Here is a 15,265-nt window from a genome sequence, read left to right on the forward strand (position 1 = left end):
CGAGCTATTCGTGTTCTCCGGATTTCGCCTGGTTATTTCGACGAGATTCGACGCAGCTGGAAGAAGTTAGCGTTAACATCAGGCCTTGCCCAACCGTGTACCGCTGGCTACCTTCACCTGAGCTCGTCGGACACCAGGGAGAGGCCCATGCGTCAACGGAGGATCCACCGCCGGCTCGCCGCAGTCGCGAGCCTGGCCTGCCTTCTCGTGCTCACCCCGGCGACGGGCAAGGCAGACAACCCGATCGTTCAGCACGTCTACACGGCCGACCCGTCACCGATGGTCCACAATGGACGGTTGTACCTCTACACCGGACACGACGAGGACGGCTCGACCAACTTCACCATGAAGGACTGGCGAGTCTGGTCGACGGTCGACATGGTGAACTGGACCGATCACGGTTCGCCGCTGAGCCTCGCCACCTTCAGCTGGGCGAGAAAGGACGCGTGGGCCGGACAGGCCGTCGAGCGCAACGGAAAGTTCTACTGGTACGTGCCCGTGGTCAACAACGCCACCGGCCGGATGGCGATCGGTGTGGCGGTGGGCGACACCCCGACCGGACCGTTCCGCGACGCCATCGGCCGGCCACTCGTGGAGAACGGTGAGATCGACCCGACCGTGTTCATCGACAGCGACGGCCAGGCGTATCTCTACTGGGGCGACCCGAACCTGTGGTACGTGCGGCTGAACAGCGACATGACCTCCTACTCGGGCGGCGTGAACCAGATCCCGCTCACCACCGCCGGATTCGGCACCCGCACCGGTGACGCCAAGCGGCCGACCCTGTACGAGGAAGGGCCGTGGGTGTACAAGCGCAACGGCCTCTACTACAACGTGTTCGCGGCGAAGTGCTGCTCGGAGTTCATCGGCTACTCGACAGCACCCGGACCGACGGGGCCGTGGACCTACCGCGGCACCGTGATGCCCACGCAGGGCAGCAGTTTCACGAACCACCCCGGCCTCATCGACTACAAGGGCGGCTCGTACTTCTTCTACCACAACGGCGCTCTGCCCGGCGGCGGCGGTTTCACGCGCTCGGTGGCCGTGGAGAAGTTCACCTACAACTCCGACGGCACCATCCCGCAGATGAACATGACCACGTCGGGACCGCCGCAGATCGAGTCCCTCAACCCGTACGCGCGGCAGGAGGCCGAGACCATCGCCTGGGGTTCCGGCGTCGAGACCGAACCGTCCAGCGAGGGCGGGATGAACGTCGGGTGGCTGGAGAACGGGGACTGGATCAAGGTCAGGGGCGCCGCCTTCGGCGCGGGACCGTCGAGGTTCAGCGCGCGGGTGGCGTCGGCATCCGCCGGTGGCACGCTGGAAGTCCGCCTCGGCAGCGCGAACGGCGCGGTCGCCGGCCGTTGCACCGTGCCCGGCACCGGTGGCTGGCAGCGGTGGACGACCGTGTCGTGCCTGGTCAGCGGAGTGTCCGGCACCCAGGACGTGTACTTCAGGTTCGCCGGCGGCAGCGGCTACCTGTTCAACGTCAACTGGTGGCAGTTCTCCTGACCGTCCGATGTGGATGGACCGGAGGTCGCACGCGGAACCGCGAGTTCTCAGCGCCTGCGCCTGGACGAGGTCGAACACCAAGAAGAGCAGGGTGTCAGCGAGGTCTCCTGGCTTCGCTGACACCCTGCTCCGGCTCGCGTCACCTCACCACGACGAAATGGAGAAGCTGTTCGTGCCGAAGTTGAGACCGCCGCTCGACGACGTGATCTCGTAGCCGAACTGCACCTCGCCGAGCGTGACGTCGCCGTACCAGCCGCGGTTCTTGATCCAGTTCATCACGGCCTTGATGTCGACGGTGCCGGAACCGGTGTTCCCCTGGCGAATGAACGAAAACACCTCGTTGTGCCCGTTCGTGCCGCGGTAGACGTCCCAGCCGTGCCCGCCGACCCACGTCGAGGTCTGGTACGACCCGATCGGCCCGACCGGACCGAACTTGTTCATCCACAGCATGATCTCGTATCGGTAGTTGTCGGCCCAGATGTCGTACGCGGTCGTGTACGCGCCTCCTGCAGGAGCGTTGACGTTGAAGCTGCTCGTCACTCCGCCGATCGAGCTGAGCTTTCTGTTCACGGCCTTCGCCGCGTGCGGATAGGACTTCACCCCGCCGGTGTTGGGGTGATCAGCCCACACACCCCAGTTGCTGTACGAGTTGGCCCAGAGCGTCTGGGGGCCGGCACCGCTGCCCCAGATGTTGTTGCGCAGCGTGTAGCCCCCGTTCGACCACGTTCCCCACTGGTCCGAGGTCCACCAGGTCGCCGCTTGTGCACTTCCCGAGCCGAGCAAGCCCAGCAGAACCGCGACTGCCATCGCGGTCAGAGCGCGAACCATCCTGCTCATCACAAACCCTTCCGAACATCTTTGACCGGAAAAGAACTCCGAAACAATCGAAGCGGTTCAACTGGGCCTGAAACATAGGTGTCGAATGCATCGAACACAAGTCCGTCGACGTTTCGACCTCTTCGCCAGTTATTTCGGGACGGTGGAGCCACTTCGTGGCTCGATCCGGCCTGCGCCAGGCCGGTCAGCAAGCAGCCAGCGACGTGAAGTCGCGACCACTGCCACCTGCCATCGCGTCGAGGATCGCCTGAAATCGATTTCCTTCGACATTCGACGAGATTCGACTCGAAACACATCGAAACGGACGTCCAGAATTGCGGAAGGTTCTTCCGGGTTTAACGCAATCGTCGTAGCCTGCTGAGACGAGATCAGCCGTTCGGGCCAACGCCTCTTGGTTCGTTCGCCGAAGACTTCTGGGCGCGGGGGAACAATGAGACGACCGCACTTCGCCGTCAGTGTCAGACCTGCCAGGCGGCTGTTGGTCGCCGCCGTTCTCCTCACCAGCGCGGCGGGCGCGTGCGGAGGCGGCGAGCAGCAGACACCGCCCCTGGCCACGACGTCACCACCGGACTTCCCCACTCTCGTGGAGCCGCCCGAGACCCAGGACGTCTCCGTCACCGTCCAGAAAGTGATCGACGTGCGGACGGTGCAGCTCTCCGACGGCCAGGAGATCAAGGTCAAAGGGCTCGCCGCACCCGATCAGTGCTGGAGCGACGCGGCTACGACGTTCGCGAAGACCATGCTGCTCGACAAGCCGGTCGACACCACGCCCGCGGGCTCCCTCCGGCTGGCGGACGGCACCGACTACGCGGTCATCGCCGTCGAGCTCGGCATGGTGCGCAGCGAGGCGACCGACGACCGCCTGCTGCAGGAGGCGGAGACGACCGCTTCGGCGAAGCGGCTCGGCCGCTGGGGGCCGCCCTGCGTCCAGCCGGCCACCGGCACACCACCGCCCGCAGCACCAACCCCTGCCGCGCCCGCCCCCACCACAACCGCGAAACCGAAGGCCGTCAACGGTTGTTCGGTCGCCTACCGCGTCACTCACACCTGGCCCGGCGGCTTCCGCACCGACGTGACCATCGGCAACACCGGCAACACGGACATCAACGGCTGGACTCTCAAGTGGACGTTCGCCAACGGCCAGACGGTCTCCGAGATGTGGAACGCGACCCCGAAGCAGACGGGCGGCGACGTCTTCGCCACCGCCATGTCCTACAACCAGACCATCCGTCCGGGCGAGACGCTGCTGATGGGGTTCACCGGCGGCAGCGGCAGCACCAACACCGACCCGCGCGCCTTCACCCTCAACGGGCACGCCTGCACCCTGGCATAGGCAGAGGCGTACGAGCGGGGAGCCGAGTCAGGTCAGCCTGCGCCTTGCTCTGCGACGGTGACGACACCACGAGCCACTCCAACTCCGTGGCGAACTGGAACTCGCTCACGTCCACACGGACACCACCCAGGGCCTTGATGTTAGCGTAAACACACCGTTACTCTGCGGCTTCATACGGATGTGGCGCGTAACAGCGCGACGCGATGTTAACGCTCACTCAACAGCCACGGCATCGCTCCGAGCCACCACAGATCGGGAGCTGACCATGTCCTGGCGAGCATGCCCCCTGACATCGCGGCCGACCGGCGACCGGGCGATTAATCGTCCTTTGTGGAGGGTCTCGGTACCGCGCTTTCTCGTTGTGCTGGCGTGCCTTGCTCTGCTCGCGGCGGTCGCGCCCGCGAGCCTGGCGGCACCCTCGGCGACGGTCGAAGGGCTCACCACGAACGGCAGGGTGAATCCGCTCGGCATTCCCGGTGCGCCGCCGGTGTTCGGCTGGAAGTCCGCGTCCTCGCGCAGGGCGATGACGCAGACCGCCTACGAGCTGAAGGTCGGGTCCTCACCGGGAGCGTCCGACGTGTGGCGGACCGGGAAGGTCAAGTCGTCCCAACAGGTCGACATCGCCTACGGCGGACCGGCCCTGGCCTCCGCGACGAGGTACCACTGGCGCGTGCGGATCTGGGACGACAGGGGCGTTCCGAGCGACTGGAGCCGGTCAGCGTGGTTCGAGACAGGCCTGCTCACCCCGGAGGACTGGGGATCGGCGGCCTGGATCGGCAAGCCCTCGCCGACCTACGAGCAGTGGACCGACTACACCGTCACGGTGAAGTTCCGGCTGAACAACCAGGCGTTCGGCACGTTCCTGCGCGCGAAGGACGCCGGCAACGCGTACATGTGGCAGCTCAACGTCGGCACGTCCGCCACCTCGGCGCCGATGCTCCGACCGCACCGACGGCTCGACGGCGGCTACACGTTGCTCGCCGAGGTGGACCTGCGGCCGTTCGGGTTCACTCGAGCCGGACTGCTCACCGGTGATCACACAGTCGCCTACACCGTCCAGGGCGATACCGTCCGGACCGTGCTGGACGGCATCACGGTGGACACCCGTGCGGTGTCCGGGTTCGCCGTCGGCCGGCCGGGCCTGCGCACCTGGGACAGGGAGTCGGTGACAGTCACCTCGTTCACCGCGACCAAGCCCGACGGCACCGTGCTGGCCGCTCCCGAGATCGCCGTGCCCAATCCCTTCACCGGCGGCAGCATCGAGAACCAGGAGCTGACCGTGACGGGGCACACCGACGCGCTGCTGGTGGGCAACGACTCCTACGAGCCGCTGCTGCGGACGTCGTTCCGAACCCTGCGAGGGAAGAACGTGGCACGGGCGAGGATCTACGCCTCGGCGCACGGCGTGTACGAGCTCACGCTCAACGGCCGAAAGGTCGGCGATCAGTTCCTCGCACCGGGTTACACCGAGTACGCCAAGCGCATCCAGTCGCAGACCTACGACGTGACAGACCTCGTCCTGGCCGGCGGGAACGGCTTCGGGGCCGCGCTGGGTGACGGCTGGTGGGCGGGCAAGGTCGGACTGGCCGGCAAGGGACAGTACGGCACCGACCTGGCACTGGTCGCCCGGTTGAAGATCACTTACACCGACGGCACCGTGCAGTGGATCGACACGACGCCGGCTTGGCGCTGGCAGCACGGACCGTTCGCCGCCACCGACAACCAGATCGGCGAGACCTACGACGCCCGGTTCGCACACCAGGGCTGGACCGATGCCGCGTTCGACGACTCGTCGTGGCGCCCGGTCGTCGTTCGCCCGTCCGACACCGCGAAGCTGACGCCGCAGCCGGACGAGCCGGTGCGCGAGACGCAGGTGCTGGACACGGTGGCGGTCACCACGCCCCGTCCCGGCGTGACGATCTACGACCTCGGCCAGAACATGGTCGGCGTCGCGCGGGTGACGATCACCGGGAAGGCGGGCGAGACGGTCCGGCTCCGGCACGCCGAGGTGCTGAACCGCGACGGAACGATGTACGTGGAGAACCTCCGTGCCGCCACGGCCACTGACCACCACCGGTTCGCGGCCGACGGCACGGTGACCTACCAGCCGACGTTCACCCAGCACGGCTTCCGGTACGTCGAGATCACCGGCCTGAGCACTCCACCCGCCGCGGCCGAGGTGAAGGGCGTCGTCTGGGGCTCGGACCTGAAGCGCACCGGCACGCTGCGCACCTCCCACGGCATGCTGAACCAGCTGCACAGCAACGTCACCTGGGGCGCACGGGGCAACTTCCTCTCGATCCCGACCGACACCCCGGCTCGTGACGAGCGGCTGGGCTGGACGGGCGACATCAACATCTTCGCGCCGACCGCCACGTATCTCAGCGACATGCGGGCGTTCCTGGGCAAGTGGATGGCCGACGTGCGCGACGAACAGAAGGGCAGCGGCTCCATCCCCGCAGTCGTGCCGTCCACCAACGGCGCGTTCGACGAGAGCGGAGTCGGCTGGGAGGACGCGATCATCACCGTCCCGCACGCCGTGTGGCGTGCCTACGGGGACACGCGGGTGGTTCGGGACAACTACGAGGCGATGAGCCGGTTCTTCGCCTACGCCAGGGCGAGCGCCGGCCCGGACAACCTGGAGACCGGACGGCTGACGTTCTTCACCGGCGACTGGCTGAACCTCGACGACCCGTCGAACCAGGGGGTCATCGGCACGGCCATCTGGGCACAGGACGTGCGGATGATGGCCGACATGGCCAAGGCAGTCGGCCGTGACACCGAAGCCGCCGAGTACGCCCAACTGCACGAAGACGTGCGCGCCGCGTTCACGAACGCCTACGTGGCCGCGGACGGGACGGTGCTGGGCAACTCGCAGACCGGCTACGCCCTCGCACTCGGCATGGACCTCATCACCGATCCCGCCTTGAAGGTGAAGGCAGGCGCGAAATACGTGGCGAAACTCGCCGAGAGCGACAACCACCTCAAGACCGGCTTCATCGGCACGCCGTGGCTGCTCGTGGCGTTGTCCAACATCGGTCGCGACGACCTCGCCCACACCCTGCTGTCCAAAGAGGACTACCCGTCGTGGGGCTACGAGATCGGCAAGGGTGCCACGACCATCTGGGAGCGCTGGAACTCGATCCAGCCAGACGGCTCGTTCGGCCCGGTGGACATGAACTCCTTCAACCACTACGCCTACGGCGCGGTCGCCGACTGGATGCACCAGAACATCGGCGGCATCCGGATCAAGGAGGCCGGATACCGCCGCAGTGTCGTCGAGCCGCACATCGGCGGCGGACTCACGCACGCCGAAGGCAGCATCGACACCGTGTACGGCAAGCTGGCGAACACGTGGTCGTTGAAGGACAACGAGCTGACGATGACCGTCACCGTGCCGGCCAACACCACCGCCGAGATCGTGATCCCCTCCGACGGCGCCGGATCGGTGCGGGAGTCCGGCAGGCCGCTGCACGGGGCGGCCGGAGTTCTCGGCGTCGCTCATGATCCGGCCAGGAAGGCCACCGTCGTGACGGTCGGTTCCGGGAGGTACAGCTTCACCGCGCCGAGGCAGACCACGCCGAGCAGTCGCTGAGTCAGGAGCCACATCGCCGCGCCGCAGGACGGCGCACCAGGCGACAGCGGCACCCGGACCTGGGTGCCCGGTGAGGTGTGGCGGTTCTTCACGCAGTTCCGAGACAACGGATCCCCGTCACCGGTGGCGAGCCGCCGGTGACGGGGATCCGTTGCACGGGAGCAACTACCGCCGGGTCGTCTTGTTCGCGACGACGAGCGGGGCGAACTGAACCCAGTCGACGTTCGGTCCCCAGGCCGCGGAGTTGCCGAAGGTGACCGCGCCGCTCGGCGTGACCAGGTCGATCGGCGACGTCTCCAGCCAGAACCCGTCCCATGTGTAGTTGTGGCGGTACCGGGCGGTCGTCGCCTTGCCGCCCGCCTCGGTGGCGGTGAGCGTCCGGTTGATGATGTCGGTGTTGTAGGGGTGACCGGTGTTCTTGTCCGCCTGGGCGTAGGCGACGGTCAGGTTGTACTGCCCGGCGGTCACCCCGGTGCGCGGGATCGTCAGCGTGCCGTTGTTGCCGATGTACCCGACGTACGATCCTCCGGACGCCCAGGGGCTCGACGCGATCGCCGCGCCGCCCGCGAGCCGGCCGGACTCGGCCTCGACGCGGACGGCGTTGCGGTCGGCCGCGGCGTCACGGGTCACCGTGAGCGTGCCGGCGACCAGCGGGGTACGGCCGTCGTTGGACAACTTCACCTCGGTGATGCCCGCCTTGAGGTGCACCGTGGTGCTGCCGTTCCACGCACCGGCGCAGGTGGTGGTCAGGGCGGCGCCGTCGACCTTGCGGCCGGAGAGCGTGAGACCGAGCGTGCTCCTGCCGGTCGAGGCCAGGGTGGTGTCGAGCCGGTAGTAGCCGTCCTCGGCGGCTGACACGTAGGTGGTGACGGACTGACCCGCCCGCAGGACCGTGCCGGAGCCGCGCGCCTCGGACAACGGGTACACCGTCCTTTCTGGACCGGTGACCTCGGTCAGGTCGACGCGGTCGAGCGTGATGTCCGACGAACCGCCGAGATATCCCGCAGGACCGCTGGTGCGCAACGAGATCCGGTGTGTGCCCGCGGTGAGCTGGACGGGCGTGTCGTACCGGCCGCGGTAGGTCCAGCCGAGGGTCGCGGGCAGCGTCAGGTTCCGCACGTGGGCGTCGTCCACGTAGAGAGCCTGTTGTCCGACGATGGCGTTGGTGCCGTAGAAGACGCCGAGCTTGTACGTGCCGGTGCGCGGCACGGTCACGTTGACGGTCACGCGCGAGTCCGCGCGATTCATGGAACCGACGTCCTTGCGGCCGGACGTGGTGTAGCGCATGGCCATGTCCCAGGAGCCCGATCCGTCGTCCTGGACGTACACCTGCGCATTCTCGACGGTGCCGTTCTCGGCCTCGTAGCTCGCCTGCCACGGAGCGTTCGCGACCGGCGCCGAACCGGAGGCCGGGGTGATGATCACCTGGTACGCGGCCAGCTGGTCGCCGCCGGGCACCTTGACCGTCGCCGCGCCGTTCGTCACCCGGATCCGCGACGCCGCCACCACCGGTGGCTGACCCGCGTCGCCCTCGTAGCCCGTCCAGCTGGTCTTGGAGACCCGCACGTCGACCTGGTCACCGAACACGGCCCGGTCGATGCCGGTGAGAGCGACGTCGACCTCGTTCGCCGTGCCGCCGAGCAGAACGGTCGCCTTGGCGGCGCCGCGGTTCAGCGTTGCCATGCCCTGCAACGAGTCCCTGGTGTCGGGTCGCGGCGGCGTCACCTTGACGGTGTTGACCGCGTTGGCCGAGCTTCCGGCGAAGTCGCCGTACCACTTCGTGAGCCACCAGCCGCCGTTGGCGCGGCCGGCGCGCACGGCGTGGTCGCTGAGGTTGCCCGCCATGGACCAGAACGCCATGTGACCGTCCACTTTGGTGTCCTCCAGCATGGTGATCCACTGCACCATCTGGCCGGGCACCGAGGTGTCGCGCCGGTTGGAGTACTCGTTGATGACGATCTCTCTCGGCGAGATGCCGAGCTGCCGTTCCATCGCGCGGTAGTCCGCGTAGTTCTTGCGGTAGAACGCCAGCGAGTCCGGGCCGAGCTCGTGCCAGCTCGTCATCTCCGGCAGCACGTTGTTGGCCTTGGCGTAGGTGAGGAACTCGCGCAGGTGGTCAGCGCGGTACCGGGTCTCACCGATGCCCGCGATGCGGGCGTTGGGCAGCACGGACTTCACCAGGCGGTAGACCCTGGTCCAGTCGGCGAAGAACTTCTGCTTCTGGTTCGCCCAGTCCGAGTACCAGATGCCGTCCGGCTCGTTGAAGATCGTCCACACGAACCGGTCGCGGTCGGGGCGCTGGGCGACCTTCTCCAGCTGCGGGCGCAACCGAGCCACGTAGTCGTCGATGCCCAGGTCTTCGTAGGGCCACTTGCTGTAGACGTCCTGGGCGTAGATGTGCATGTCGGTGCCGCCCGCGGCGAAGTAGCCGTCGGCGAGCTTCAGCGCGTCGCCGTTGGGGTGCTGGTCCCCGTCCGGCGCCTTCTGGGAGATGCTCCGCGGCCGCATGCCCGCGATCAGGTCCTGGGACGGGACACCGGGATCGCCCAGGCCGTAGAGCATGCCCGTCGCGCCGCCGCGGAACGCGCCCGTCGACGAGGCGAGGTCCACGCGCAGGGTCTCGGTCGCGGCGCCGGCGACCGGTGGGGACAGGGTGGTGAGCGCTAGCGCGGCGACGACCGCGCAGGCAGGGATACGCATTCCAGCTCCGTTTCGGATCACTTGACGGCACCGCCCGTGATGCCAGAGATGATCTTGCGCTGGGCGATGGCGAGTACGACGACGAGAGGCAGGCTCATCAGCACGACGTAGGCGAAGATCAGGTGCCAGTTGTTCAGGTACAGACCCGCGCTCGCCACGCGGAACAGGTTCAGCGGCAGCGTGTCGAGCCGCCCGCCGATGACGAAGAACGCGTAGAACACGTCGTTCCACACGTAAAGGCAGATCAGGATCGTGGCGGTGGCGAGCACCGGCCGCAGCAGCGGCAGCACGATCCGCCAGAACACCATCACCGGGCCCGCGCCGTCGATCTGCGCGGCCTCCTCCAGCGCCGGCGGGATGGTCCGGACGAAGCCGGTGACGAAGAAGATCACCGTGGACAGGTAGATGCCCGTGTAGACACCGATCATGCCGATCGCACTGCCCGCGAGCCCCAGCTGGCGCAGCAGCAGGACGACCGTCACGACAGCCGGTGGCAGCACGATCCCGCTGATGCCCAGCGCGTACAGAACGGCGTTCAGCCGGGTCGCGCGGCGGGCCAGGATCCACGCCGCCATCGACCCGAACGTCAGCAGCAACGCGACCGTCGGCACGACGACCAGCAGGCTGCCGAAGAACGCGGCGGGCACCTCGCCGTCGCTCCACACCTGCCGCAGGTTCTCCAGCAGCTGCCAGCGTTGCGGCAGCGAGAGATCCGGGTTGAGCGCCTCGCCCTGCGACTTCCCGGCGGTGACCACCACGAGCCACAACGGGATTCCGATGACCACGAGCGCCAGCGCGATCGCGGCAACGGGTTGCGCCCTGGTCCAGAACCGGCTCACAGCACCGCCTCCCGCCTGCGCAGCATCCGGATCACCGGGAACGCGAGCAGCGCGACCAGCAGGAACAACACCAGACTCATCGCGGTGGCCTGGGCGAACAGGCCCTGCCCGAACGTGCGGTAGATGAAGATGTTGAGGATCTCGGTGGTGCGCGCGGGTCCTCCGCCGGTCGTGGCCTGGACGATGTCGAACCCGTTCATCGACCCCAGCAACGCGGTCGCGACGTTGAACGTGACCGCGGGCGCCAGCAGCGGGAACCTGATCGACCAGAACGCCCTGGCGCGCGAGGCGCCGTCGATGCGCGCCGCCTCGATCAGGTCCTCGGGAATGGTTTTCAGGCCCGCCAGGTAGATGAGCATCGACAGCCCCATCCACTTCCACGCGTGGATCACCGCGACCACGACGATCGTCCAGGTGGTGTCACCGAGCCACGCGTAGTCGATGCCGAGCAGGTTGTTCACACTTCCTCGCGGTTTCAGCAAGGCCTGGAAGATGTAGCCGACGGCGAGGGCGGACATCAGCACGGGCACCAGGAAGAAGATCCGCGCCACCCGGTTCAGCGTGGTGTCGCGTTCGAGCAGAACGGCCAGCCCGAAGCCGAAGAGGTTCTGGAACAACGCCACCAGCACCGCGTAGACGAGCGTGATCCGCACCGCCCGCAGCAACGTGCCGTCCGCCGCGAGCTGGGCGAAGTTGTCGAAGCCCACCGGGTTGATCGCGCTCTTGAAGCCGGACCAGTCGGTGAACGCGTAGACGAAGTTGAACAGCGTCGGCAGGAAGAAGAACACGAGCAGGATCGCGAAGGCCGGTGCGAGGAACCACATCGGGTGCGTCTGCCGCCGGACGGCACCGCGGCGCGGCGCGTCCGGCGCGGGGAGCGGCCGCACCGGCGACCGCTCCCGCACGGCTGCGGAGGTGACTGCCATCAGAACCCCGGTGCCCCGGCCGCCTTGGCCAGCTGGGTGAACTGATCCTGCGTCGCCTTCGCGACCTGCTCCGGCGTCATCGTCCCGACGATCATGTCAGCGAGGTTGATGTACAGGTCCGGGTTCGCGACGGCGAGCGCCTGCATGGAGCCGACGGCGGTGCCCAGGGACGCGTGCACGTCGAGCAGCGCCTTCGGCACACCGGCCGGGTTCGCGACGGCCGGCTGCAACGAGACGGTCTTGCGAGCGTTCACGAACTCCTGGTAGCCGGGCCCCATCCAGTACGCCAGCAGCTGCCGGGCCGCGGCCTCCCGCTTGGCGTCACCGGTGCGGAACGCGACCAGGGCGTTGGACTGGTCCGGGATGAACGTGCCGACGTTGCCGGACGGCGAGATCGGGAAGAACCCGATCTTCCGATCGAGCGTCGCCGTGTCGGACTTCGCCTGCAGCTGCCCGAAGAACGAGTTGACCTGCACGACCATCGCGGCCTTGCCGTCGAGCAGAGCTGCGCCCTGGTCTTCGAACTTCGCGGTCTTGATGTCGGGGTTGAACAGGCCCTCGTCGATCAACGCCTTGTACTTCTTGATCGCGTCGAGCACGACCGGGCTGGTGAAGGCCTCCTTGCTGGTGTTGATCTTGTCCCAGAGCCCGTTCTTGGCGGCGTCGGCGAGCTGGACCTGCACCCACCACTGGGTCGCCCAGCGGTCGCCCGCCATCTCGAAGAACGGGGTGACGCCCTTGGCCTTCAGCGACCTCGCCGCCGCGACCATCTCGTCGAAGTTCTTCGGCAGCGCGGTGATTCCGTTGGCCGCGAACACTTCCTTGTTGTAGTAGACACCTTCGACCGCGGGGCTGGTGACCAGCGCGGCGTACCGGGTGCCGTCGAGGATGCCGGTGATGTCCTTCAGCTCCGGTGCGAGCTTCGGCAGCCAGGGAGCGTCGGTCAGCGGCTGGAGGTTCGTCTTGGCGTTGATGGCGGTGAGCATCGACGCGGTGGGCTGCCAGAACGCGAGGTCCGGCTTGTCACCGGTGGCCACCTTGGTCTGCACGCCCTGTTCGTACGGGTCGGGGATGGTCACGACGTCGACGTCGGCACCGGTCGCCTTCTCGAACGCCGCCACCACCTGCTCCGGCACGGTGTTGCTGTTCTGCGCCGCCCAGATCGTCAGCTTCACGCCGCTCAGCGACGCGGTGGGCTCGGGCCAGGAGACCGGGCCGCCGGTGCCGGTGGCCGCGCCGGGGTCGCTGCACGCGGTGAGTCCCAACAGGAGGGTGGCGGCGGCTGCGCTGATCCAACTCTTCATCGGGCGGATCCTTCGGTGGGTGAGGGAATGGTGCGAGAGGTGATCCGGAACAGGCGTGCCGAGGCAGGAAGGCGCCGGGCCGTGAGCGTCAGCTCGCCCCCGTCCGCGTTCCAGCCGGGCGTCCACTCGGGAAGATCACGCGGGTACAGCACTTCCAGGTCGACGTCGCTGCCGCGCAGGTGTGGCAACGGCAACGTCACGCTCTCCTGGTCGGCGTCGCGCTGCCACACCGCCAGGTAGGTGACGTCACCGGACGTCAGCGCCAGGCTCAGCCACCGGTCGCTCCAGCCCGGCAACCCCAGCGGCCACAACGGAACCGCGGTGGCGAGGTCGGCCCGGATCTTCTGATGCACGCGCACGGCGGCCTGCACGGAGTCCAGTTGCTCGGCGGTCATGAGGTCGAGACGACCGGACAGGTACAGGCGGCCGAGCATCCCGGTGCAGAGCGTGAAGGCGATCTCCTCGTCGGACATGTCCGGCTGCGGGTAGGCCCAGCTCGCCGACTGCTCCGGCAGCAACGACATCGGGGCGGCCACCGCGATCGGCGGGTAGCGCAGGAAGTCCTGCTGGTCGCTGGTCGACTGCAGCTGCGTCCTGGCGAGCATCGCGTAGTCCATGCGCATGGCACCGGACGCGCAGTTCTCCAGGATCAGGCCGGGATGCCGGTCCAGCACACCGTCGAGCCACGCGAGGTGCGCCCGGTTGCAGGCGAGCAGGCCCGCACCGGCGCTGTCGGCTGCCACGTCCGTGCCCGCGCCGGCGTCGATGTTGTAGTCCAGCTTGAAGTAGCCCACGCCGAGCTCGCCCACCAGCCGGTCGATCACCGCGTCGAGGTGCGCGACGGCCCGCGGGTGGCGCAGGTCGAGGTGGTAGCGGCCGTGCTCGACGAGCCGGACACCGCCGCGTTGCAGGAACGCCCCCGGCGGAAGCCGGTCGGCCATCGGGCTGCGCACGCCGATCACCTCGGGCTCCAGCCAGAGTCCGGGAACCAGGCCGCGGTCGCGGATGTGCGCGATGACCTCGTCGATCCCGTTCGGGAACCTGGTCTGCGACGGCTGCCACTCGCCGACGCTGTCCCACCAGCTGGAGCCGTTGTCGTACCAGCCCGCGTCGATGCAGAACACCTCCGCACCGGCCGCGGCGGCCGCGTCGACCAACGGCAGCAGCTTCTCCGTGGTGGGATCGCCCATGATCGTGTTCATGTAGTCGTTGAACACCACCGGCAACGCCGTCCGGTCGGGGTGCGGGCGCACGATCTCGCGGCGGTGCCGGGTGAGTGCGGCGATCGCACCGTCCACACCGGACCGCGACACGGCCACCGACACCGGCACGGAGGTGAACGAGTCGCCGGGCAGCAGGCGGTGCTGCCACTGGTGGTCGATGTCGGTCGGCCCGAGCAACGCGACGTAGGCGCCGTCCGTGCGTTCGGCGACCTCCCACCGCCAGGGCCCGTTGTGCTCGACCTGCCACAACCACGCCTGCCCCGTCCCGCGGTCGACCAGGCCACCGGTCGGCAGGACCGTGCCCGTCGACCACGTGCCGGTGCTGACCACGGCGAGGCGGCCGCGGCCGTCCTGGCCGTGCAGCGGGAGGTTGAGGTCGGGCACGGCGTCCGCGCGCAGCGGCCGGCGCGACCAGCGGCCCTCGCCGAGCCATTCGCTGTCCGCCCGCAGCACGTCGAGGTCCTCTGCTCGGCCAAAACCTGCGGCGAACGACGTCAAACCCAGCAGCGTCAACGATTCCTGGCCGTGGTTGGTCACAGTGGTGGTGATCTGGCAGGCGGCGACACCGTCGACCGAACGGAACGTCGTGCGCGCGACCAGACCGGTGCGCTCGTCCCGCAGATCGACGTGCAGCTCGTTCCACTTGCCGTCGGTGCGGCGCAGGGATCCGGCGTAGACCAGGCGCCTGCCGACGGCCGTCTCCGAGAAGCGGTGCGAGACCCGCGCCCTGCCCTCCCCCGCCACCAGCACCTCGACCAGCGGCTGCGCGACCAGCGGCGCATCGGGCCGGTCACCACCGGTGGACAGCGAGCGAACGGCGACCGATCCGTCCGGCGCCACGTCCACCACGAGCTCCAGAGCCGAATGCCCCCAGATCACGCCGGCTGCGGACTCGATCGAGATCACTGTCGCCCCATTCCTGCTGGTCCATGCGATGTGACCGGTCACATCGCGGCAACAGTGTGAGCGCTAACACAACCACGGGGAAAGGGTGCG

At 68.0% G+C, this 15,265-nt stretch carries 9 protein-coding genes; 3 read left to right on the forward strand and 6 right to left on the reverse strand.

Annotated elements, in window-relative coordinates; genetic code table 11:
• Nucleotides 1-147 precede the first annotated feature (147 nt).
• Complete coding sequence (locus IEZ09_RS20215) at nucleotides 148-1,512, forward strand: glycoside hydrolase family 43 protein (protein WP_189255272.1); 1,365 nt, start codon at nucleotides 148-150, stop codon at nucleotides 1,510-1,512.
• Between the two features lie 144 nt (nucleotides 1,513-1,656).
• Here the strand turns inward: IEZ09_RS20215 and IEZ09_RS20220 are convergent, their stop codons facing one another.
• A complete protein-coding gene (locus IEZ09_RS20220) occupies nucleotides 1,657-2,349 on the reverse strand; it encodes a glycoside hydrolase family 12 protein (RefSeq protein WP_189255273.1) in 693 nt (230 codons plus the stop codon).
• 430 nt (nucleotides 2,350-2,779) lie between these two features.
• Between IEZ09_RS20220 and IEZ09_RS20225 the strand changes: the two genes are divergently transcribed.
• Nucleotides 2,780-3,682, forward strand: coding sequence for a cellulose binding domain-containing protein (locus tag IEZ09_RS20225; RefSeq protein WP_189255274.1), 903 nt, complete (start codon nucleotides 2,780-2,782; stop codon nucleotides 3,680-3,682).
• 361 nt (nucleotides 3,683-4,043) lie between these two features.
• Nucleotides 4,044-7,277: an alpha-L-rhamnosidase gene (locus IEZ09_RS20230; protein WP_229812756.1), complete on the forward strand. Its 3,234-nt coding sequence runs from the start codon at nucleotides 4,044-4,046 to the stop codon at nucleotides 7,275-7,277.
• 165 nt (nucleotides 7,278-7,442) lie between these two features.
• Here the strand turns inward: IEZ09_RS20230 and IEZ09_RS20235 are convergent, their stop codons facing one another.
• Genes IEZ09_RS20235 through IEZ09_RS20255 form a run of 5 tightly spaced genes read right to left on the reverse strand, consistent with a single transcriptional unit; the run spans nucleotide 7,443 to nucleotide 15,175 of the window.
• Complete coding sequence (locus IEZ09_RS20235) at nucleotides 7,443-9,977, reverse strand: carbohydrate-binding protein (protein WP_189255276.1); 2,535 nt, start codon at nucleotides 9,975-9,977, stop codon at nucleotides 7,443-7,445.
• Nucleotides 9,978-9,994: 17 nt separating this feature from the next.
• The gene (locus IEZ09_RS20240) at nucleotides 9,995-10,816 is read right to left on the reverse strand and encodes a carbohydrate ABC transporter permease (RefSeq protein WP_189255277.1); all 822 of its coding nucleotides are present in this window, start codon (nucleotides 10,814-10,816) and stop codon (nucleotides 9,995-9,997) included.
• Nucleotides 10,813-11,742 (reverse strand): carbohydrate ABC transporter permease, encoded by a 930-nt coding sequence (locus tag IEZ09_RS20245; protein ID WP_189255278.1) that lies wholly within the window; start codon nucleotides 11,740-11,742, stop codon nucleotides 10,813-10,815. The genes IEZ09_RS20240 and IEZ09_RS20245 overlap by 4 nt, the downstream gene beginning before the upstream one ends.
• Complete coding sequence (locus IEZ09_RS20250; RefSeq protein WP_189255279.1) at nucleotides 11,742-13,046, reverse strand: ABC transporter substrate-binding protein; 1,305 nt, start codon at nucleotides 13,044-13,046, stop codon at nucleotides 11,742-11,744. The genes IEZ09_RS20245 and IEZ09_RS20250 overlap by 1 nt, the downstream gene beginning before the upstream one ends.
• Nucleotides 13,043-15,175 (reverse strand): glycoside hydrolase family 36 protein, encoded by a 2,133-nt coding sequence (locus tag IEZ09_RS20255; RefSeq protein WP_229812757.1) that lies wholly within the window; start codon nucleotides 15,173-15,175, stop codon nucleotides 13,043-13,045. The genes IEZ09_RS20250 and IEZ09_RS20255 overlap by 4 nt, the downstream gene beginning before the upstream one ends.
• Between the last annotated feature and the right edge of the window lie 90 nt (nucleotides 15,176-15,265).

Source organism: Lentzea flava (assembly GCF_014648475.1).
In the GTDB taxonomy this organism is placed as follows: Bacteria; Actinomycetota; Actinomycetes; order Mycobacteriales; family Pseudonocardiaceae; genus Lentzea; species Lentzea flava.